Raw genomic sequence first — 20,265 nt, forward strand, 5'->3', positions numbered from 1 at the left:
ACAGGGGGATGGCGCGGAAGGTCAAAGCGCATTCATGCGTGGGCCGCGACACTCGAAGGCGCGTTCATGGATACCGCTTTCACAAATGTTCAACAAATGCCTTGCCGCGGCGCTGGGAGCGCGCTGTACTGGCCTGGCGGTAGCAGGGTGGGCACCGCGCGTTCCGGTGGTACGGTCATGCTGAAGAACTGGTTGCTGTCGTCGTTGTTGCTGCTGGCCGCGTGCCAGCCCAAGGCGCCCACGCAGGCGCCGGTCACGCTGGGCGACGATGCCAGCAGCGGACCGAGCCGGCCGGTGGTGTCGCAGCCGCTGCCGGCGATGGCGCCGGGCGATTACCTGAAGACCACGTACTGGCCGAACGCCGAACTCGATTCCGGCGATGCCTACATCAGCTGCGGCTACGACTACCTCCAGGACGGCGACGGCGAGCAGCTCGACGCGCTGACCTTCTTCGCCGTGGTCGACGCGCTCACGCCGTGCCAGCCGCAGGGCGTCGTGCGCCTGCGCTACGACGGCAAGATCAATGCCGGCTTCACCGCGCTGGTGCAGCGCGTGGCCGCGGTCGCCGACCGCATGGAAATCCCCGTGCGCATCCTCGACATCAACTCCTCCGGCGGCCACGTCGAGGAAGCCATCCGCGCCGGCGACAGCATGGCCGAGCAGCGCTGGGCGATCTGGGTCCGCGAAGGCTCGTACTGCCACAGCTCGTGCGTGCTGATCCTGGCCGGTGGCGACACCCGCTCGATCGCCGGCGATGTCGGCATCCACCGCCTGTTCCGCGACCAGTCCAAGGCCACCTCGCGCGCGGAACTCAGCGCCGAGCTCAAGGACGTGAGCGGGCAGGTGCGCGATTACCTGATGCGCAACGGCGCCGACGTGCGCATCGCCGACCTGATGATGACCGTCGCCAACCGCCGCCTGCGCCTGCTCAGCGAAGCGGAGCTGCACGAGTACGGGCTGTCGGGCAGCAATGCGGTGCAGGACGACCTCGACCGCATCCGCCTGACCCGCCGCTGCGGCGAGGACTTCGCCCGCCGCCGCGATTCGTGGCTGCGCGCGTTCGAGAACGAATGCCTGGAGCCGGGCAAGGCGTTCGAGACGCTGGACCAGTGCGGGCGCGCGCTGGAACCGCGCTTCGGGTTCCCCGATGCGAAGTGTCCGTCCGACAACCCGACCGCCGACCGTCGTGGCCTGCCCACGGGCGCCGCGGCGCGGGCCCAGCTGCTGCCGCCGCTCAAGCTCGAGTCCGGCAAGACCTCGGGCGACGTGGCGAAGAAGTAACGCGCGCGGGTCGCCTGCGTAGGTGACCTGCGTAGATCGCGGGCCGCCGTTGCCGCGCGACGGCGCGCGGGGCCAGCGTTATCCGGCGTCCGCCGCGGCACCACCGCAGCACTTCTTGTACTTCTTGCCGCTGCCGCACGGGCAGGGCGCGTTGCGGTCGGGCGTCGCCGCCTTGCGGATCGGCTCGCGCGGGGTCAACGCATCGATGCGGTGATGGTGCAGGTCGGCGAGCATGCCGGGCAGCGAGGCGATGATCTCCAGGCGCTCGCGGTAGCCGATCGGCGTGCCGGGCGCTTCCGGGTCCTCGCCCAGGACCTCGCCGCTGGCCAGCTGGTCCAGGCGCGCGAAGATGTCGTCCATCCAGTCGTTCGCGTCGAGCCACTTTTCCCACGCCGCTTCGCGCAATTCGACGCCGCGGAAGAAGCCGAAGGCCCAGTCGCGGCCGACGTCGAGTTCGTCGGGATGCTCGGCTTCGGCCTCTTCCGGCAACCACAGTAGCGGCGCGAGGTGTTCGGGCAGGTCGTCGTCGTCGAAGCGGACGCGCTGGCTGGCCATGTTCCAGTGGCCCTGCAGCAGCGCCTCGACTTCAGCGCGTTCGGCCTCGTCGGCCCAGCGCGGCGGCTTGCCCCACACCGGCGGCTGCCATTCCCCGGCGGGCACCTCTTCGGGCGCCACGGCCAGCGCGGACAGGTAGCCGTCGAGTGCTTCCAGGTTGAAGCCCTTGAACGGCACCGCACGCTGGTCGAGGAGGTCGGAGAGACGCTCGATCTGCGCGTCGTCGAGGTAGTTGGGGGCTTTCATGGCGGCAGCGGGACGGACGTGGGGTGCACAGGGTAGTCGTTCGCGCCGCGCATGGCATTTGTTGGCTCGATGCGCGCACCGGCGCCGGCGCGCGCCCGCAACGGCTACCGTGTGCGCAACGCCGCGGACCACGGAGCGCAGCATGCGTCGTCAGTACCTGCGGGCGCTTGTGGCCGGGCTGGGCGGCCTCGCCAGCATGGGCGCCGTGGCAGCGCCGCCACCAACGGCGCTGCGCTGCGAGGGCGCCGAGCATCGCCAGTTCGATTTCTGGCTGGGCGAATGGGACGTCTACGGTGGGCCGCAGGGCGACCGGCTGGTCGGCAGCAACCGCATCGAGCGCAGCGAGAACGGCTGCTGGCTGGTCGAACGCTGGCACGGTGCGAGCGGCAACGACGGCACCAGCACCAATGCCTGGGATGCCCAGCACCGCGTCTGGCGGCAGTTCTGGGTCGGCGGCGATGGCGTGGTCCTGCGCCTGACGGGCGGACGCGAGGGCGCGGCGATGGTGTTGCGCGGCGAACTTCCCGCCGCGAAGGGCGGCACGCAGCTGCAGCGCATCAGCTGGACGCCCACGCCCGATGGCGGCGTGATCCAGCACTGGGAAACATCCGACGACGCCGGTGCGACCTGGCAGACAAGTTTTCGCGGCCACTATCGCCGCCGCGGTGCGGCGGTGCCGTAGCTCGCGCTGCGCCATCGCCGACAATATGGCGATGACGAGGACCGACACCCTCTGCCCCTGCCAGTCCGGCCGCGCCTACGCCCAGTGCTGCGCGCCCTTGCACCGCGGCGAGGCGCCGGCCGGGAGCGCCGAGGCGCTGATGCGTTCGCGCTACTGCGCTTACGTGCGCGCCGATGCCGAGTACCTGCTGGCGACCTGGCACGCATCGACGCGGCCGCCGGCGCTGGAGTTCGCCGAGGCCGCCGCCACGCGCTGGCTCGGCCTGGAGGTCAAGCGCCACCAGCAGCCGGACGCCGACCACGCCGTCGTCGAATTCGTGGCGCGTTACCGGGTCGGCGGCGCGCCGGCGGTGCGCCTGCACGAGATCAGCCGCTTCGTGCGCGAGGACGGACGCTGGTATTACCTCGACGGCGCGTTTCCGCCGCGCTGAGTACCCGCGATGCGCGGACAAAAAAAGGGCGTGATTCGCATCACGCCCGGGCTTGCCCAACCCCGCCAAGAAGCGGGGCGGAGAGAGACGGTTACTTGACCTCGAAGTCGCGCGACTGCACCACGTTGCCATTGAGCGAGACCTCGAGCTTGTACTTGCCCTTCGGCCAGCCATCGGGCTTGGCGATGTGGAACTCGGTGGTGCCGGCGCCGGTGAGGTTCACGTCGCGGGTTTCCTCGTTGACGGTCTGGTTGCTGTCGACGTGGGTCCACTTCACCCCCAGCTTGCCCGGCACGCTCGCGGCCGGATCACTGGTGGCGGTGCCGATGGCGGCATAGATGGTGTCCTTCGGCGCGAAGGTGGTCGCCGGTGTGGTGACCTTCATGTCGGTGCCGATGGCATTGCCGAGGTCGACGCTGGTGACCGAGGCCGTGGCGGGCATCGGCGCCGGTGCGGTTGACGGCGCCGGCATGCTGGCCGGCGGCGGCGTGCTGGCGACCGGCGCGGGTTCTTCCTTCTTCTTGCAGCCGACCAGGGCGACGGCACCGAGCAGCGCGACCAGCACGGCATACGGAATGCGATGGCGATTCATGCGTGTGTTTCCTTGTCTTTGGGATTGGTAGCGGGAGCGCGGCGGATCACTCGCCGTCGAGCGCGGGAATCTTCAGCACCTGGCCGGGAAAGATCTTGTCCGGGTCATCGAGCTGGTCGCGATTGGCCTCGAAGATCATCTGCCACTTGCTCGCCTTGCCGTAGTGCTCCTTGGCGATGTGCGAGAGGGTGTCACCCTTGACCACGGTGTAGGTGGTTTCGCCGGCGCCTCCGGTGCCGCCACTGCCGCCGGTGATCTGTTCGGTCGACGTTGCGCCCGAACGCACGTTGGAGAAATCAGGACGGCCCGACTCGGTGCTGCTCGAGCCGCTTTGCACGTTGGAAAAATCCGGCTTCTTGTCGTTGCTCATTGCAGGGTCTCCTCCCCGGCGTCGGGTTCGACGCAAGCCACGGTGGCACGCGGGTTGTTAAGGAAATATCGCGGGTTCAGGGAAACCCGGGCCGGGCTCTCACTGCCGTTCGTCGCGGCCCGGCGAGGGGCGCGGCGTGCCTGGCGTGGCGCGCCAGGGATTGATGTCGAGGCCGCCGCGGCGGGTGTAGCGCGCTTCCACCGAGAGCGCCTGCGGACGGGCGTGCGCGAGAAGGTCGCCGAAGATGCGTTCGACGCACTGCTCGTGGAACTCCGCGTGGTCGCGGAACGACACCAGGTAGCGCAGCAGCGCCGCGCGATCCAGGCGCGGGCCGCGGTAGGCGATGAGGATGCGCGCCCAGTCGGGCTGGCCGGTGACCGGGCAGTTGGACTTGAGCAGCGCGCTGCTCAGCGTTTCCTCGACGACGTTGTCGGCATCCGCGGCGAGCAGGCTGGCGTCGGGCGGGCCGTAGCGATCGATCGCCACCGGCAATGCATCGATCGATTCGCCGCCGGCATGCGCGTGGTCGCGCGCGTCGATCGGCGGCAGGCCGAAGCGCACCGTGACCGCGGCGCCGGCGGCGCGCGACAGGTCGTCGGCAATGCGCGCACGCATGGCCTCGTCGTCGGCGAAACGGGTGGCGTTGAAGGAGTTGAGGTAGAGCTTGAGCGACTTGGATTCGACCAGGTGCGGCGACTGCGCCGGCACCTCGAACGTGGCCGTCGCCACGCGCGGCTTGCCCTGCGCGTCGAGCCAGCTCAGTTCGTACGCATGCCAGCGATCCACGCCGATGAAGGGCAGGGCGCCGTCGTCGATGCCGATATGGCTGCGGCCGAGCGCGCGCGGGATCGGGAACAGGAGCGCGGCGTCGTATTCGCGCGGGTAGTCGACGTGGCGGCCGAGCGGCAGGTCTTGCGGAGTCATGCGGCGATTTTAGCGGGCGCATGCACGACCCGCAGGAATCGGATATCGCCGCGTGCGCGAGCCGCGGACACTGCCGGCTCCCCTCCTGCACGGAACTCCGCCCATGCTCACGCTCTACGACTACCTGCCCTCGCAGAACGCCTGGAAGGTGCGCCAGCTGCTCGCCCACCTGCAACAGCCGCATCGCACGCGGCTGGTCAGCATCTTCGAAGGCGCGGGCGGCACCGAGGCGTACCGCGCGATCAGCCCGACCGGCACGGTCCCCGCGATCGTGCTCGAGGACGGGCGCGCCCTGGCCGAATCCAACGCGATCCTGATGTTCCTCGCCAAGGACACGCCGTACCTGCCGGACGATGCGTTCGCACAGGCGAAGGTGTGGCAATGGCTGTGCTTCGAGCAGGAACGCATCGAGAGCCAAATCGGCGCGCTGCGGCACTGGACCCTGACCGGCAAGCTGGCGCGCCGGCCCGCGGTGCTGGTCGAGCTCAAGCGCAGCGCCGGCAGTAGCGCGCTGGCGATCCTCGAACGCGAACTGGCCACCCGCGACTTCATCGCCGGCGACCGCTACGGGATCGCCGACATCGCCCTGTTCGCCTACACCAGCCGGGCCGACGAGGCCGGATTCGAGCTCGCGCGGTACCCGCGCCTGCGGGCGTGGATCGCCCGGGTGCGCGCGCAGCCGGGGTTCCTCGCCGAAATGCACCCGTATTCGATCGACCCGCACTCCAGCCGGGAGCTGGGTGGGGCTGCGCCGGCACCGCAACCGGCCTGAAACCTCCCCCGGATGGGGGAGCGGGGCGGCCCTAGGTCATCAGTCATGGCAACGGGTTGGGGTGAAAAGGCATCTGAATCAGGGAGTTCCGTCACTTGGGCCGCCACCGCCCGAAATAGTCCGTCGGTGGGGTGACTTCCGGCACAGGTGATCGATCGGAGTGGTGTTGTACTTTACCAACACACCAAGCCACACCCCACCCGCCCCCGAGGAATCCGCCATGAACGTCCGCACCTTCGAAGCCCGCCGCCAGGACACCCCCAAGTCCGCCCCGGTCCCCCAGCCTGCCCCGGTCCGCCACCTGCATCGCGAGCGCGATTTCGGCGTCGGCTACGGCAACAGCAGCGGCTACGCCAGCAACCGCCGCTATTCCAGCAGCGGCTTCCAGCCCCTGTTCCGCTGCGCGTAACGCGCACCCGCTCCGGTGGCTGTACGCCCCCAGGCAGCCCCGAGGAGACCGTCATGAACGCCCGTCTTGCCGAAGTCCGCACCAACGCCCCCACCAATCAGGCCCCCGTCGCCGTGGCAGCCCTCGGCGCCGCGCAGGCCACTCCCACCCGCCATCAGCACCGCGAGCGCGATTTCGGCGTCGGCTATGGCAACAGCAGCGGCTATGGCCGCGAGCGCCGCTACACCAGCAACGGATTCGCCCCGCTGTTCCGTTGCGCCTGACCCGATTCGCTGCCGCCGCACCCCACCCGACGCGACGGCACCTCTCCCTTCCCCGTGGGTGCGGCCCCGGCCGGCGCGCAGGTTCTCCTCCCTCTCCCTGCGCGCTGGCCGGTCACGCCTGAACCGGGCAGCCATGCCTCGCGGGCCAGGCGACGCGTGTATCGTCGCGCGATGACCGACTCCGCCCCCGCCGCGCGCGCGCCGCGCGCGCTGTTCCGCGGCGACACCACGCTCGCCGACCTCAACGCACTGTCCACCGGCACGGCCATGGTCCCGCTGGGCATCCACTTCACCGAAATCGGTCCCGACTACGTGCGCGGCACCATGCCGGTGGATGCGCGCACCAAGCAGCCGTACGGGTTGCTGCACGGCGGCGCCTCGGTACTGCTCGCCGAAACCCTGGGCAGCACCGCCGCCGGCCTGTGCGTGCCGGCGGACAAGGGCGTGGTCGGCATCGAAATCAACGCCAACCACCTGCGCGGCGTGCGCGACGGCAATGTCACCGGCACCGCGCGCCCGCTGCACGTCGGCGCGAGCACGCAGGTGTGGGAAATCCGCATCGAGGACGACGCCGGGCGCCTGGTGTGCATCTCGCGCCTGACGCTCGCGGTGATCAGTCGCGCTTGAACCGGCGGGACGGAGCGTCCGTACGCCGTCGTGCGGTGTGCAGTCCACTGCTGCGCGGAGGCATCGCATTGCGAACGCCGCAAGCGCGGCACGCATGCAATCGCATGCAAATGTGGTCGCGGGCCGGTATCGTGCCGCCCATGACCGCGCCGTCCCCCATCATCGGCGCCGACGCGCCCGAAGCGCGTGTGGCGCGCGCCTTGCGTTACCTGTATCGCGTCCCGCTGCTGCTGTGGCACATCCTGGTGCATCTGCCGCTGGCGATGCTGATGACCACGCCGCTCACCGAGCGCCTGCGCTGGGGCGAGGAATCGCTCGAGCACCGCGTGATCCGCGCCTGGTCGGCGGGTTTGATGCGCATCTTCGGCTTCCGCCTGCGCCGCTTCGGCGCGCCGCTGCCCGGCGCGACCATGTTCGTCGCCAACCACGTCAGCTGGATCGACATCGAGACCCTGCACAGCCAGCGCATGATGGGCTTCGTCGCCAAGCGCGAGATCCAGAGCTGGCCGGTGGTCGGCTGGCTCGCGCAGCGCGGCGAAACCATCTTCCACGCGCGCGGCAGCACCGAATCGCTCGGCGGCGTCCTGCACGAAATGCTCTCGCGCCTGCGCGAAGGCCGCAGCGTCGGCGTGTTCCCGGAAGGCGGCACGCGCGGCGGCCGCGAGATCGGCCCGTTCCATGCGCGCATCTTCCTCGCCGCGGTCGAAGCCGGGGTGCCCGTGCAACCGGTGGCACTGCGCTACGGCGAGGGTGGCAGCGCCCAGCGCGTGGTCGCCTTCCAGCCGCGCGAGAGCTTCTTCGCCAATTTCCTGCGCCTGCTCGGCGAACCGCCGCGCGTGGCGGAGGTGCACTTCCTGGCGCCGATCGCGCCGGGCGAGACCGATGGCCGCCGCCGCATCGCCGACCTGGCGCGCAGCCGCATCGTCGATGCGATGACGGGCGGCTGACGTGGGCCTGCCGCGGTCGAGTGCCGACTCGAATCCGGCGGATTATCGTCAGCCCATGCTCACCGCCGCCGACTACCGTCCGCCGCGCTGGCTGCGCAACGCGCACATGCAGTCGCTGCTCGGCACGAGCGCGTTGCGGCGCTGGCATGGCGAGCGCGCGCTGCGCGACTGCGGCGCGATCACCACCGAACACCTGATCGACGGCGGCGACGGCGTGCGCCTGCACGGCCTGCACAGCGTGGTCCCGGGCGCCCCCGCGCGCGGGCTCGCGCTGCTGCTGCACGGCTGGGAAGGCAGCGTCGATTCCAGCTACATGCGCCTGACCGCGGCGCAGCTGCTGCAGCGCGGGTTCGAGGTGTTCCGGCTCAACTTCCGCGACCACGGCAACACCCACCACCTCAACGAAGGCCTGTTCCACTCCAACCGCATCGACGAAGTGGTGCATGCGGCGCGCGACGTCGCCAGCCGCTTCCCGTGCCGGCCGCTGGTGCTGGCCGGGTATTCGCTCGGCGGCAACTTCGCCCTGCGGCTGGCCCTGCGCGCACCCGCGGCGGGGCTGGACGTCGCCCACGTGGCGGCGGTGTGTCCGGTGCTCGATCCGGCGCGGACCATGGAATCGATGGAACATGGCCTGCCCGTGTACATGTGGTACTTCGAACGCAAATGGCGCGGCTCGCTGGCGCGCAAACGCGCGCTGTTCCCGGAGCTGCACGCGTTCGACAACCAGGTGTTGAGCCTGCGCATGCGCCCGCTGACCCAGTGGCTGGTCGAGCGGCACACCGAATTCGGCACCCTCGACCGCTATTTCGACGGCTATTCGATCGCCGGCGCGCGCCTGGCCGGCCTGCGCGTGCCCGCGAGCATCCTCATGGCCGCGGACGATCCGGTCATTCCGGTCGACGATTTCCGCCACCTCCAGCTCCCCGGCGACGCGCGGCTGGAGATCGCCCCGTGGGGCGGCCACTGCGGCTTCCTCGAGAATGCCCGCTTGGGCGGGTTCGCCGAACGCTGGGTGGCGCAGCAGCTGGCGCTCGGGGTGTCCCGCCCGCTGGCCGAGCCGGCCTGAGCCGCAGCGGCCGCGACCAGCGGCGTTAGGCCCGCAGGGCGGCTTACAATCGCCGACTTCCTGCAATTCCGACGAAACCTTCCATGTACGAGCCCATTCTCGACGCGCTGCGCCGCGGCGCCGCCGCCGAAGCGCTGTCCGCCGCGCGCGACGCGGTCGCCGCCAACCCGCAGGACGCGACCGCCCACCGCCTGCTCGGCGCCGCCCTGCACCTGGACGGCGATGCCGCCGCGGCCCTGGACGCCGTGGATGCCGCGCTCGCGCTGACCCCCGACGACGCCGGCCTGCACGTGGAACGCGCCGGACTGCTGCTGCGCGCGCGCCAGCTCGACGACGCCCAGGTGGCGCTGGCGAAGGCGGTCGGCCTCGATCCGAACCAGTTCCCGGCCTACATCATCCAGGGCCAGCTGGCGCTGACGCGCGCCGACCTCGACGAGGCCGAGCGCCTGGCCAAGCTCGCCGGACGCATCGCCCCCGAGCATCCGCAGGTGGCGGCGATCGAAGGCATGGTGGCGCTGCGCCGCGGCGATGCCGATCGCGCGCTGGCGATCCTGTCGCAGGCGTCGCAGCGTGGCGCGGACGAGCCGACCCTGCGCAATGCGCTCGGCTTCGCATACATCGCCAAGGGCCATTTCGCCTTCGCCGAGCAGTGCTTCCGCAAGCAGCTGGAAGCCCAGCCCGACTCGACCCCGCTGCGCGCGCTGATCGCCGACCTGGTGCGCCGCCAGGGCCGCGTCGCCGAAGCGGCCGACGAAGCCGCCGCGCTGCTCCAGGACGGCAACGCCTCGCCGGGGCTGCAGCGCGTGGCAGGCGAACTGGAACTGCAGGCGGGCCGCACCGAACGCGCGCTGGCGCCGCTGAAGGCCGCGTTTGCCGCGATGCCGCGCGACCGCCGCACCCTGGAAGCGCTGCTCGAAGCGTGGCGCCGCACCGGCGACATCGCCGACGCCCGCGACACCCTCGAGCAGGCGCTCGCCGCGCACCCGCAGGAAGACAACCTGTGGCGCGCGCGCCTGCTGGTGGAACCGTTCGCCGGACCGGAAGCGCTCGCGGTCGTGGAACGCTGGATGGACACGGCGCCGGACTACATCCCCGCGCTGCAGGCGCGCGCGGTGATCCACGACCACTTCGGCGAAACCGAAGCGGCCGACGCGATCGCCTACCAGATCGTCGCGATCGAGCCCGGCCACACCCAGGCCGAACTGCGCATCGTCGACCGCCTCCTGCAGAACGATCCCAATGCCGCCGTCGCCCGCGTGCGCGGCCTGCTCGAACGCGCGCAGGTGCCGGAAGCCACGCGCATGCTGCGCCAGCTGCTCGGCCGCTGCCTCGACGTCGCCGGCGATACCGCGCAGGCCGCAGCCGAGTGGGCCGCGCTGCACGCGGAAGTCGTCGAACAGCGCCTGCCGCTGCCCGAGGTCACGAGCGACCTTGGCGAACTGCCGCCGCTCGCGCCGCTGCCCGATCCGGCGCCGGGCGTGCTGCTGCTGTGGGGCGCGCCTGGCTCGCTCGTCGACCGCATCGCCCTGAACTTCGATTACGCCGGCGCGCCGGTCCGGGTCGACCGCTTCGGACCGCAGCCGCCGGCCGATCCGCTGCAGCGCTATCGCACGCCGCAGGAGCTGCTGACCGGACGCCTGGACGGCAACTTCCTCGTCAGCCAGTGGCGTGCCGCCCTGCCCGCGCGCGGGATCCAGGACGGCCAGGTCTTCGACTGGCTGCTGTGGTGGGACAACGCGCTGCTGCATGCGTTGCGCCCGCACCTGCCCGAAGCGATGGCGATGATCGCCGTGCGCGATCCGCGCGACATGCTGCTGGAGTGGCTCGCGTTCGATGCCCCGCAGCGCTTCTCGCTGCCGTCGCCGACCCATGCCGCGCAATGGCTGGCGGCCTCGCTGGCGCAGGTGGCCGACCTGCACGAGCGCGACCTGTTCCCGCACCGCCTGCTCAAGCTCGACGACATCGCCTACGACCCCGCGGCCCTGGCCGCGGCGGTGGGCGACGCGCTGGAGATCACGCTGCAGCCGCTGCCGAGCCTGGGCATCCGCCACTTCGCCCCGGGCCATTGGCGCGCGTATGCGCAGCCGCTGGCCGAGGCGTTCGCGGCGCTCACGCCGGTCGCGGTACGGTTGGGTTATCCGGAGAACTGAGGCGGCGCCATGCCGCCACCAGGCCGTCCCGCCGCACGCAACGCGGGGCGGCCTTCGTCTGCAAGGACCAGGGAGCGCGCACCATGAAGATCCACAGCGACAGCTTCGCCCACCGCCAGCGCATCCCGGCCGAATTCGCCGCGGGCCAGCCGGCCGCGGACGGTTATGGCTTCGCGCCGAACCGCAATCCCCACCTGGCCTGGGGCGACGCGCCCGCAGGCACGCGCTCGTTCGCGCTGCTGTGCATCGACCCGGACGTGCCCACCGATGCGAGCCCGGCGCAGATTCCGGTCGAGCAGCCGCGTACCGACTTCACCCACTGGGCGCTGGTCGACATCCCGGCGGAGGTGCAGGAAATCGCGGCCGGCAGTTGCAGCGAGGGCGTGGTCGCGCACGGCAAGGCCGAGCCGGACGGACCGCCCGGCAGCCGCCAGGGCCTCAACGACTACACCGGCTGGTTCGCCAACGATCCCGCCATGCGTGGCGACTGGCGCGGCTACGACGGCCCGTTCCCGCCGCCGCACGACCTGCGCCTGCACCGCTATTTCTTCCGGGTGTTCGCCCTCGACGTGGCGAAGCTGGACCTGCCCGACCGCTTCACCGCCGGCGACGTGCTGCAGGCGATGCAGGGCCACGTGCTCGGCGAGGCGTCGATCTACGGCACCTATTCGCTGAATCCCAGCGTCAAGGACTGAGTGCGCGCGGGCGCAACGCCCGCACCTGCGCCGACTCACTGCCCCGCGGGCACCAGCAGCAGCAAGGCGATGCCCAGCGCCACGCGATACAGCGCGAACACCGTGAAACGGTGGTTCTGGATGTAGTGCAGCAGCCACTTCACCGCGACGAAGGCGGTCAGCGCCGAGGCGACGAAGGCCACGCCCAGGGCCGACCAGTCCTCGTGCGCGGCCTGGCCGCTGCCGACCACCTCGAGCAGTTCGTAGCCGGTGGCGGCGAACATGGTCGGGATGCCCAGCAGGAACGCGAACTCCGTGGCCGCGGCCCGGCTGGTGGTGCCGGCGAGGAGGGCGACGAAGATCGTCGCCGCCGAGCGCGAGGTCCCCGGAAAGGCACCGGCGACGACCTGCGCCAGGCCGACCAGGATCGCCACCGTCCAGGTGATCGCCGTGCGCTCGCCCAGCGCGGCGGCACGCTTCGCCGCGAAATGCTCGGCGGCCATCATCCACAGCGCGCCGACCACCAGCGCGGCCGCGATCGGGGTGACCGTCGCCGGCAGCTGGTAGCCCAGCTTCTTCAGCAGCAGGCCCAGCACCGCGGTCACGCCGAAAGCGGTCGCGAGCTTGCCGGCGTAGGCGCGGCTCTCGTGCCCGGTGAAGAACTGCGTGGCCAGCTGCCACAGCCGCTGCCGGTAGATCAGCACGACGGCGAGGATGGCCCCGGCCTGGATCGCGACGTTGAACAGGTCGCTGCGATGGCCGAGCCAGCGCTCGGCGATCAGCAGATGGCCGGTGCTGGAGATCGGCAGGAATTCGGTGATGCCTTCGATGATGCCGAGCAGCAGCGCGGCGAGAAGATCGGTCATGGGCGGGCGGAACTGCGGCGGGGGTGGACGGTGGCTGGGGTTCGGGGCCGGGCCGCCAAACAGTGGCGCAGCATAGCCCAGGCGCGCTTGGAACCAAGTTGGTGCGAATCACAATTCCCCGCACCTTCGTGGTGCGACGGCTCCGGCGACACGGGACCGTCCTCTTTCCGATCAACGGGTTAGCGTGCGCCACGACATTGGCACGGCGCTTGCTTCGGATAACCGCAGCGGGCATCGGCCCGTCCCAGAACCCCGTCCCGGAGCCGTCATGTCCCTCGAACACGTCGAAAAACTCATCAAGGATCACAAGGTCGAATTCGTCGACCTGCGCTTCGCCGACATGCGCGGCGTGCAGCACCACGTGACCTTCCCCAAGTCGATCGTCGAACCTTCGCTGTTCGAGGACGGCAAGATGTTCGACGGTTCCTCGATCTCGGGCTGGAAGGGCATCCAGGAATCGGACATGGTCCTGCTCCCCGACGCGTCCACCGCGTTCCTGGATCCGTTCACCGCCGATCCGACCCTGGTGCTGACCTGCGACATCCTCGACCCGGCGACCATGCAGGCGTACTCGCGCGACCCGCGTGGCATCGCCAAGCGCGCCGAGGCCTACCTCAAGTCCAGCGGCGTCGCCGACCAGGCGTTCTTCGGCCCGGAGCCGGAATTCTTCATCTTCGACAGCGTCCGTTTCGCCAATGAAATGGGCCACACCTTCTTCCACATCGATTCGGAAGAAGCGCACTGGAACTCGGGCCGCGAATACGAAGGCGGCAACACCGGCTACCGGCCGATGGTGAAGGGCGGTTACTTCCCGGTCGCTCCGCTCGACTCGCTGCACGACATCCGCGCCGAGATGTGCAAGACGCTGGAACAGGTCGGCATCGAAGTCGAAGTGCACCACCACGAAGTAGCCAACGCCGGCCAGTGCGAGATCGGCACCAAGTTCAACTCGCTGGTGAAGAAGGCCGACGAACTGCTGACGATGAAGTACGTCATCAAGAACGTCGCCCACCGCAACGGCAAGACCGCGACCTTCATGCCCAAGCCGATCGTCGGCGACAACGGCAGCGGCATGCACGTGCACCAGTCGCTGGCGAAGGACGGCAAGAACCTGTTCTCCGGCGACGGCTACGGCGGCCTGTCGCAGATGGCGCTGTGGTACATCGGCGGCATCTTCAAGCACGCGCGCGCGATCAACGCGTTCGCCAACTCGACCACCAACTCGTACAAGCGCCTGGTCCCGGGCTTCGAGGCGCCGGTGATGCTGGCCTACTCGGCGCGCAACCGCTCGGCGTCGTGCCGCATTCCGTACGTGGCCAACCCGAAGGCGCGCCGCATCGAGATCCGCTTCCCCGATCCGATGAACTCCGGCTACCTGATCTTCGCCGCGCTGATGATGGCCGGCCTGGACGGCATCAAGAACCAGATCGACCCGGGCGCGCCGAGCGACAAGGACCTGTACGACCTGCCGCCGGAAGAAGAGAAGAACATCCCGACCGTGTGCCACTCGCTCGACCAGGCGCTGGAAGCGCTGGACAAGGACCGCGAGTTCCTCAAGGCCGGCGGCGTGTTCACCGACGACTTCATCGACAGCTACATCGCGCTGAAGATGCAGGAAGTCACCCGCTTCCGCGCGGCGACGCATCCGCTCGAGTACCAGATGTACTACACGATCTAAGCACGCAGCTTCAAAGCCCCTCTCCGCACGGAGAGGGGCTGTTCCGCCGAAGGGATTCCCTGCAGCAACCGCGTTGACGCGGCCCTCCCTGCGCAACGTGTCCTGACGCCGGCCCGCGGCCTTCCCCGCGCGCCGGTCAGCATCCGCCTCGCGTCGATCGCGAGCGCCACACCGCCTCGCGGCTCGACCCTGCGAGCGCATCCCACGGTTTCCGCGGCACGCCCTGCGGGTACCACGACGGCCACGCCGTCGCGTTCGCAATGCCTCCGCCATCGATCGACACGCCGCGAAGACGGCGCGGGCCTTGCGTGCCCGCGATTGGCGAGAGCCGCGCACGCGCACATCGCCTCGCACGCACCACGTACCACGTACGACGAAGCACCTGACCGGGGAGGGGCCAATCCCATGAGGGGCCGAGTGTCATGACGCATCGTTTCAACGCCGTTGCCGCAATCACCGCTGCCGCCGTGCTCCTCGTCCTCGCGCCGGCGGGCGACGCGCGCGCGGGCACCAGCGGTTCCATCGCGCTCACCAGCGACTACGTGTTCCGCGGCATCTCGCAGAACGGCCAGGACCCCGCGCTGCAGGCCGGGCTGGAATACGCGTCGGCGCGTGGCTTCTACGCCGGCAGCTGGGGCAGCAACATCAGCTGGTTGTCCGATCTCGGCGCCGCCGGCGTGCCGGTGTCGAGCAGCCTCGAACTCGACGTGTACGGCGGCCATCGCGGCAAGCTCGGCGACAAGCTGAGCTTTGATCTCGGCGCGCTGTATTACCGGTATCCCGGCGACTATCCGTCCGGCTTCAACCGTCCCGACACCGGCGAACTCTATGCCGGCATCACCGTCGCGGCCGTGGCCGGCACCACGTTCGGTGCGAAATACTCGTACGCCGTCACCGACCTGTTCGGCTACGCCGATTCGGACGGCAGCGGTTACCTCGAGCTCTGCGCGAACTGGGAATTCGTGCCGGGCTGGACGCTCAACGCCCGCGGCGGCAAGCAATGGGTCGAGCACAACGCCATCGCCGAATACGCCGACTGGAAACTCGGCGTGACCAAGGCCTTCCCCAACGGTTTTTCCGCCGCGCTCGCGTACTCGGACACCGATGCCGACGAGGCGTTCTACACCAACGCCCACGGCCGCTTCCTCGGCGAGGACACGGTGGTGCTGACCGTGGCCAGGGCGTTCTGAGTCCAGGCAAACACCACCAGCCAATGCACGTTGCAGGCAAACCATGGGAGCCGAGCGATGAAACTGATCACCGCGATCATCCGCCCGTTCAAGCTCGACGAGGTGCGCGAAGCGCTTACCGAAGTCGGCGTATCGGGCATCACCGTCACCGAAGTGAAAGGCTTCGGACGGCAGAAGGGCCATACCGAGCTGTACCGCGGCGCCGAGTACGTCGTCGATTTCCTGCCCAAGCTGAAGGTGGAATGCGCGGTCTCTGAAGACGTGCTGGAAGCGGCGCTGGAAGCGCTCGCCAACGCCGCGCGGACCGGCAAGGTCGGCGACGGCAAGATCTTCGTACAGGCGCTCGAACGCACGGTGCGCATCCGCACCGGCGAGCTCGACGACGACGCCCTTTAATCCACGCGAGGCCGATATGAACACTGCAACGATCGAACCCCGCATGACGGGATGGGCACGGCGGAGCGGCCAGGTCGCACTGCCCGCGCTGCTGGTGCTGGCGGCGACACCGGCCGCGTTCGCCCAGGACGCCGCCGCGGCGGCGCAGGCGGCAGCGCCGGTGGCCAACAAGGGCGACATCGCCTGGCTGCTGCTGTGCTCGGCGCTGGTGATCTTCATGACCCTGCCGGGCCTCGCCCTGTTCTACGGTGGCCTGGTGCGCAGCAAGAACGTGCTGTCGGTACTGATGCAGTGCCTGCTGGTGTTCTCATTGGTGGCGGTGCTGTGGGTGCTGTACGGCTATTCGCTCGCGTTCACCGGCGGCAATGCCTTCATCGGCGGCGGCGACAGGCTGTTCGCCAGCGGCCTTACCGCCAGCGCGATGGCGGCGACCTTCAGCAAGGGCGTGGTCATCCCGGAGCTGGTGTTCTTCGTGTTCCAGGGCGCGTTCGCCTGCATCACCTGCGCGCTGATCGTCGGCGCGTTCGCCGAACGGGTGAAGTTTGCCGGCGTCATGGTGTTCACCGTGCTGTGGTTCACCTTCGCCTACACGCCGATGGCGCACATGGTGTGGTTCTTCCCCGGACCGGATGCCTTCACCAGCAACGAGGCTGTGCCGGATGTGCTCGCGCGCTCGGGCTTCCTGTTCGCCCGGGGCGCGCTGGATTTCGCCGGCGGCACGGTGGTGCACATCAACGCCGCCGTGGCGGGCCTGGTCGGCGCGTACCTCACCGGCAAGCGCATCGGCTACGGGCGCGAGGCGATCAAGCCGCACAACCTCACCCAGACCATGGTCGGCGCCTCGATCCTGTGGGTGGGCTGGTTCGGCTTCAACGCCGGTTCCGCGCTGGAAGCCAATGCCGTGGCCGCGCAGGCCTTCGCCAACACCTTCCTCGCCACCGCCGCGGCGGTGCTGGGCTGGACCACGGTGGAATGGATCGGCAAGGGCAAGCCGTCGATGCTCGGCGCGGCCTCGGGCGCGGTCGCCGGGCTGGTGGCGATCACGCCGGCGGCGGGCTTCGTCGGCCTGTGCGGCGCACTGATCATCGGCGCCGCGGCGGGCGTGGTGTGCCTGTGGGGCGTGAGCGGGCTGAAGCGCCTGCTCGGCGCCGACGATGCGCTCGACGTGTTCGGCGTGCACGGCATCGGCGGCATCCTCGGCGCGCTGCTGACCGGCGTATTCGCGGCGCCGTCGCTGGGCGGCGCGGGCATCTGGGATTACGTCACCGAAACCGCGTTGCCGGACTACGACATCGCGGCGCAGGTGTGGATCCAGCTGCAGGGCGTCGGGGTGACGGTAGCGCTCTCGGGCGGGGTCGCGCTGGTCAGCTTCCTGGTCGTGAAGTACACCGTCGGCCTGCGCGTGCCCGAGGAGGCCGAGCGCGAAGGCCTCGACATCAGCTCGCACGGCGAAACCGCGTACGAGCATTGAACGGCAGCGGGAGGGCCAGTGGCCGGTCCTCACGCGTTCCAGGCCCACAACACGCCGGGGGGCGCGCATCAGCCAGGGCGGGTCCCGGACGCCGCTGCCCTGCACTATATTGGTGCAATGTCCCAGCCCGCTCCCGAACTCGACCACCTCGCCACGCCGGTCGCCTGGACCGATGCCGCCGGGACGCTGCTCGGCGGCAACGTGGCGATGGCGCGCTGGCTCGGCGTCAGCGGCCGCCGCCTGCCGGGCGTGCCCCTGCCGGCGCTGGAAGTCGACGGCGAGACGCTGGCGCGGGTACTGGCCGATGCGGCCACGGCCGCGGCCACGCCGCGCGACTTCGCCCGCCTGCGGCGCCTGGCGTTCGCGTTTCCCGGCCACGACGACACGCGCTTCGCCGATGTCAGCCTGTCGCGCACCGAGGGCGGTTGGCTGTTCGAAGCGCATCCGGTCGAGGAGTTTCCCGGCGAGGATCCCGCGCTCGCCCTGCCTTCCGCATTGTCCGCGGCGCTGAAGGGACTCGCGCACGAACTGCGCAACCCGCTCGCCGGGCTGAAGGGCGCGGCACAACTGCTCGCCCGGCGCATCGCCAGCAGCAGCGAGGACGACCGCGACTCGCGCGAACTGGTCGCGCTGATCGAGGCCGAGGTGGCGCGCCTAACCGCGCTGCTCGACCGCCTGCTCGCGCCCACGCCCGCGCGAGCGCACGAACCGCTCAACATCCACGCCGTGCTCGAACGCGTGCTGCGCCTGGCCGAAGCCGACGCCGGCTGGGCGGTGAAGCTCGCCCGCGACTACGACCCGAGCCTGCCCGAACTCACCGGCGACGCCGACCGCCTGACCCAGGCGGTATGGAACCTGGTGCGCAACGCGATCGAGGCCGGCGCCGCCAACGTCACCCTGCGCACCCGCGCCGAACACGGCGCGCGCATCGGCGACGAACCGCATGCACTGGCCCTGCGCCTGGAAATCAGCGACGACGGCCGCGGCGTGCCGGAGGAACTGGCCGAGCGCCTGTTCCTGCCGCTGGTGACCGGACGCGCCGAAGGCACCGGACTCGGCCTGGCCCTGGCGCAGCAGGTGGCGCGCGAACACCGCGGCTCGCTGGTGTACCGCTCGCGGCCGGGGCACACCGTGTTCACCCTGCTGCTGCCGATGACCATCGACCCCGAGGCAAACCACCATGGCGCGTGAGGCCCGCATCTGGATCGTCGACGACGACCGCAGCGTGCGCTTTGTCCTCGCCACGGCGCTGCGCGACGAAGGCTACGAGGTCGACGGCTTCGAGAATGCGGCCGATGCGCTGGCGGCGTTGCGCACGCGCGCGGCGCCGGACCTGCTCTTCACCGACGTGCGCATGCCCGGCGACGACGGCCTGGTGCTGCTGGACAAGCTCAAGGCCGCGCATCCCGCCCTGCCGGTGATCGTCATGAGTGCGTACACCGATGTCGCCAGCACCGCGGGCGCATTCCGCGGCGGCGCGCACGAGTTCCTGTCCAAGCCATTCGATCTCGACGACGCAGTCGCGTTGGCCGGTCGCGCCTTGCCATTGCGTATTGATCCGTTGCCTGCACACGGAAGTGCGGGCATGGGATCCGACGGCGCCGCCAGCCCGGACCCGCACGCCACCGAATCGCAACTGGTCGGCACCACGCCGGCGATGCGCGCGCTATTCCGCGCCATCGGCCGCCTCGCCCAGGCGCCGCTGTCGGTGCTGATCACCGGCGAAACCGGCACCGGCAAGGAACTCGTCGCCCGCGCCCTGCATCGCGAATCGCCACGCGCCAACAAACCCTTCGTCGCCCTCAACACCGCGGCCATCCCGGCCGAGTTGCTGGAAAGCGAATTGTTCGGGCACGAGGCCGGCGCCTTCACCGGCGCGACGCGCCGCCATCCCGGCCGCTTCGAGCAGGCCAACGGCGGCACCCTGTTCCTCGACGAAATCGGCGACATGCCACTGCCCCTGCAGACGCGGTTGCTGCGCGTGCTGGCCGAAGGCGAGTTCTTCCGCGTCGGCGGCCGCGAGCTGATCCGTGTCGACGTGCGCGTGATCGCGGCTACCCACCAGGACCTGGAGCGGCTCGTCAGCGACGGAAAATTCCGCGCCGACCTGCTGCATCGCCTCGACGTCGTGCGCCTGCGCCTGCCGCCGCTGCGCGAGCGCCGCGACGACATCGCGCTGCTGGCCACGCGCTTCCTCGCCGCGGCCGCGCGCCGCTTCGACACGCCGCCCAAGCGGTTGGGCAAGCCGGCGCTCGAACGCCTGCTCGCCTACGACTGGCCCGGCAACGTGCGCGAACTGGAAAACCTGTGCTGGCGCCTGGCCGCGCTCGCGCCGGGCGAGAGCATCGGCGTGGCCGAGGTCGAAGCCGCATTGCCCGTGACGGTCGCGGCGACGACCGCGAACCATGCCGACTGGGATGCCGCGCTGGCGCAGTGGGCGCGCGCGCAGCTGGCCGCGGGCCGCGACGACATCCACGCCCAGGCGCGCGAACGCTTCGATCGCGCCCTGCTCGAAGCCGCGCTCGAACACACCGGCGGCCGTCGCGCCGAGGCCGCGGCCCGGCTGGGGCTGGGGCGCAACACCCTGACGCGCAAGCTCGGCGCCGGGCGCAAGCGGCGCTGACACCGCGCCGCGGGCGCACACGCGCGGCAACGCGGGCTTGGGCTAGATTCGGG

Annotated in this window: 22 protein-coding genes; 17 read left to right on the plus strand and 5 right to left on the minus strand. The window is 70.3% G+C overall.

The features are described from left to right. The first annotated feature begins 177 nt into the window (after positions 1-177). Positions 178-1,281, plus strand: a complete 1,104-nt coding sequence (locus BP05_RS11670; protein WP_496363599.1) for a COG3904 family protein — start codon at positions 178-180, stop codon at positions 1,279-1,281. 78 nt (positions 1,282-1,359) lie between these two features. Here BP05_RS11670 and BP05_RS11675 read toward each other — a convergent pair whose 3' ends face one another. Then, positions 1,360-2,082 (minus strand): UPF0149 family protein, encoded by a 723-nt coding sequence (locus BP05_RS11675; protein ID WP_496363601.1) that lies wholly within the window; start codon positions 2,080-2,082, stop codon positions 1,360-1,362. Positions 2,083-2,224: 142 nt separating this feature from the next. Between BP05_RS11675 and BP05_RS11680 the strand changes: the two genes are divergently transcribed. Together BP05_RS11680 and BP05_RS11685 are read left to right on the plus strand one after the other, a co-directional pair. Continuing rightward, a complete protein-coding gene (locus tag BP05_RS11680) occupies positions 2,225-2,764 on the plus strand; it encodes a hypothetical protein (RefSeq protein ID WP_496363603.1) in 540 nt (179 codons plus the stop codon). A 31-nt stretch (positions 2,765-2,795) separates the two neighbouring features. Further along, positions 2,796-3,194 (plus strand): YchJ family protein, encoded by a 399-nt coding sequence (locus tag BP05_RS11685; protein ID WP_496363605.1) that lies wholly within the window; start codon positions 2,796-2,798, stop codon positions 3,192-3,194. Positions 3,195-3,285: 91 nt separating this feature from the next. Here the strand turns inward: BP05_RS11685 and BP05_RS11690 are convergent, their stop codons facing one another. The 3 genes from BP05_RS11690 to queF form a co-directional block, all read right to left on the minus strand. Further along, positions 3,286-3,786 (minus strand): hypothetical protein, encoded by a 501-nt coding sequence (locus BP05_RS11690; RefSeq protein ID WP_496363606.1) that lies wholly within the window; start codon positions 3,784-3,786, stop codon positions 3,286-3,288. Positions 3,787-3,832: 46 nt separating this feature from the next. Next, positions 3,833-4,156 (minus strand): LysM peptidoglycan-binding domain-containing protein, encoded by a 324-nt coding sequence (locus BP05_RS11695; RefSeq protein WP_496363608.1) that lies wholly within the window; start codon positions 4,154-4,156, stop codon positions 3,833-3,835. Between the two features lie 99 nt (positions 4,157-4,255). After that, positions 4,256-5,080, minus strand: coding sequence for an NADPH-dependent 7-cyano-7-deazaguanine reductase QueF (gene queF / locus BP05_RS11700; protein WP_496363610.1), 825 nt, complete (start codon positions 5,078-5,080; stop codon positions 4,256-4,258). A gap of 103 nt (positions 5,081-5,183) precedes the next feature. Here queF and BP05_RS11705 point away from each other — a divergent pair, with 103 nt between their 5' ends. From BP05_RS11705 to BP05_RS11740, 8 genes are all read left to right on the plus strand, one after another. Then, the gene (locus tag BP05_RS11705; RefSeq protein WP_496363612.1) at positions 5,184-5,852 is read left to right on the plus strand and encodes a glutathione S-transferase family protein; all 669 of its coding nucleotides are present in this window, start codon (positions 5,184-5,186) and stop codon (positions 5,850-5,852) included. Positions 5,853-6,072: 220 nt separating this feature from the next. Beyond that, positions 6,073-6,261: a hypothetical protein gene (locus BP05_RS11710; protein ID WP_496363614.1), complete on the plus strand. Its 189-nt coding sequence runs from the start codon at positions 6,073-6,075 to the stop codon at positions 6,259-6,261. A gap of 53 nt (positions 6,262-6,314) precedes the next feature. Further along, positions 6,315-6,524, plus strand: coding sequence for a hypothetical protein (locus tag BP05_RS11715; protein ID WP_496363616.1), 210 nt, complete (start codon positions 6,315-6,317; stop codon positions 6,522-6,524). A gap of 267 nt (positions 6,525-6,791) precedes the next feature. Beyond that, positions 6,792-7,151 (plus strand): hotdog fold thioesterase, encoded by a 360-nt coding sequence (locus tag BP05_RS11720; RefSeq protein ID WP_496363832.1) that lies wholly within the window; start codon positions 6,792-6,794, stop codon positions 7,149-7,151. Between the two features lie 104 nt (positions 7,152-7,255). Then, on the plus strand, positions 7,256-8,098 hold the full coding sequence (locus BP05_RS11725) for a lysophospholipid acyltransferase family protein (protein ID WP_496363618.1): 843 nt from the start codon (positions 7,256-7,258) through the stop codon (positions 8,096-8,098). A gap of 55 nt (positions 8,099-8,153) precedes the next feature. After that, positions 8,154-9,164: a YheT family hydrolase gene (locus BP05_RS11730; RefSeq protein WP_496363620.1), complete on the plus strand. Its 1,011-nt coding sequence runs from the start codon at positions 8,154-8,156 to the stop codon at positions 9,162-9,164. An 83-nt stretch (positions 9,165-9,247) separates the two neighbouring features. Beyond that, entirely contained in the window at positions 9,248-11,314 is a 2,067-nt protein-coding gene (locus BP05_RS11735; protein WP_496363622.1) for a tetratricopeptide repeat protein, read from the plus strand. A gap of 83 nt (positions 11,315-11,397) precedes the next feature. After that, positions 11,398-12,009: a YbhB/YbcL family Raf kinase inhibitor-like protein gene (locus tag BP05_RS11740; protein WP_496363624.1), complete on the plus strand. Its 612-nt coding sequence runs from the start codon at positions 11,398-11,400 to the stop codon at positions 12,007-12,009. A 35-nt stretch (positions 12,010-12,044) separates the two neighbouring features. Here BP05_RS11740 and BP05_RS11745 read toward each other — a convergent pair whose 3' ends face one another. Next, positions 12,045-12,854, minus strand: coding sequence for an undecaprenyl-diphosphate phosphatase (locus tag BP05_RS11745; protein WP_496363626.1), 810 nt, complete (start codon positions 12,852-12,854; stop codon positions 12,045-12,047). 268 nt (positions 12,855-13,122) lie between these two features. Between BP05_RS11745 and glnA the strand changes: the two genes are divergently transcribed. From glnA to ntrC, 6 genes are all read left to right on the plus strand, one after another. After that, a complete protein-coding gene (glnA, locus tag BP05_RS11750) occupies positions 13,123-14,532 on the plus strand; it encodes a type I glutamate--ammonia ligase (protein WP_496363628.1) in 1,410 nt (469 codons plus the stop codon). A gap of 422 nt (positions 14,533-14,954) precedes the next feature. Next, the gene (locus BP05_RS11755; protein ID WP_496363630.1) at positions 14,955-15,722 is read left to right on the plus strand and encodes a TorF family putative porin; all 768 of its coding nucleotides are present in this window, start codon (positions 14,955-14,957) and stop codon (positions 15,720-15,722) included. Positions 15,723-15,779: 57 nt separating this feature from the next. Beyond that, positions 15,780-16,118 carry a P-II family nitrogen regulator gene (locus BP05_RS11760; RefSeq protein WP_496363632.1) on the plus strand — a complete coding sequence of 113 codons (339 nt, stop codon included), beginning with the start codon at positions 15,780-15,782 and terminating at the stop codon, positions 16,116-16,118. Positions 16,119-16,134: 16 nt separating this feature from the next. Continuing rightward, positions 16,135-17,589 (plus strand): ammonium transporter, encoded by a 1,455-nt coding sequence (locus tag BP05_RS11765; protein ID WP_496363634.1) that lies wholly within the window; start codon positions 16,135-16,137, stop codon positions 17,587-17,589. A 117-nt stretch (positions 17,590-17,706) separates the two neighbouring features. Continuing rightward, positions 17,707-18,780, plus strand: a complete 1,074-nt coding sequence (locus tag BP05_RS11770; RefSeq protein WP_496363636.1) for a two-component system sensor histidine kinase NtrB — start codon at positions 17,707-17,709, stop codon at positions 18,778-18,780. Further along, on the plus strand, positions 18,770-20,212 hold the full coding sequence (gene ntrC, locus BP05_RS11775) for a nitrogen regulation protein NR(I) (protein WP_496363638.1): 1,443 nt from the start codon (positions 18,770-18,772) through the stop codon (positions 20,210-20,212). The genes BP05_RS11770 and ntrC overlap by 11 nt, the downstream gene beginning before the upstream one ends. Positions 20,213-20,265: the final 53 nt, after the last annotated feature.

Source organism: Lysobacter oryzae DSM 21044 (genome assembly GCF_059568595.1).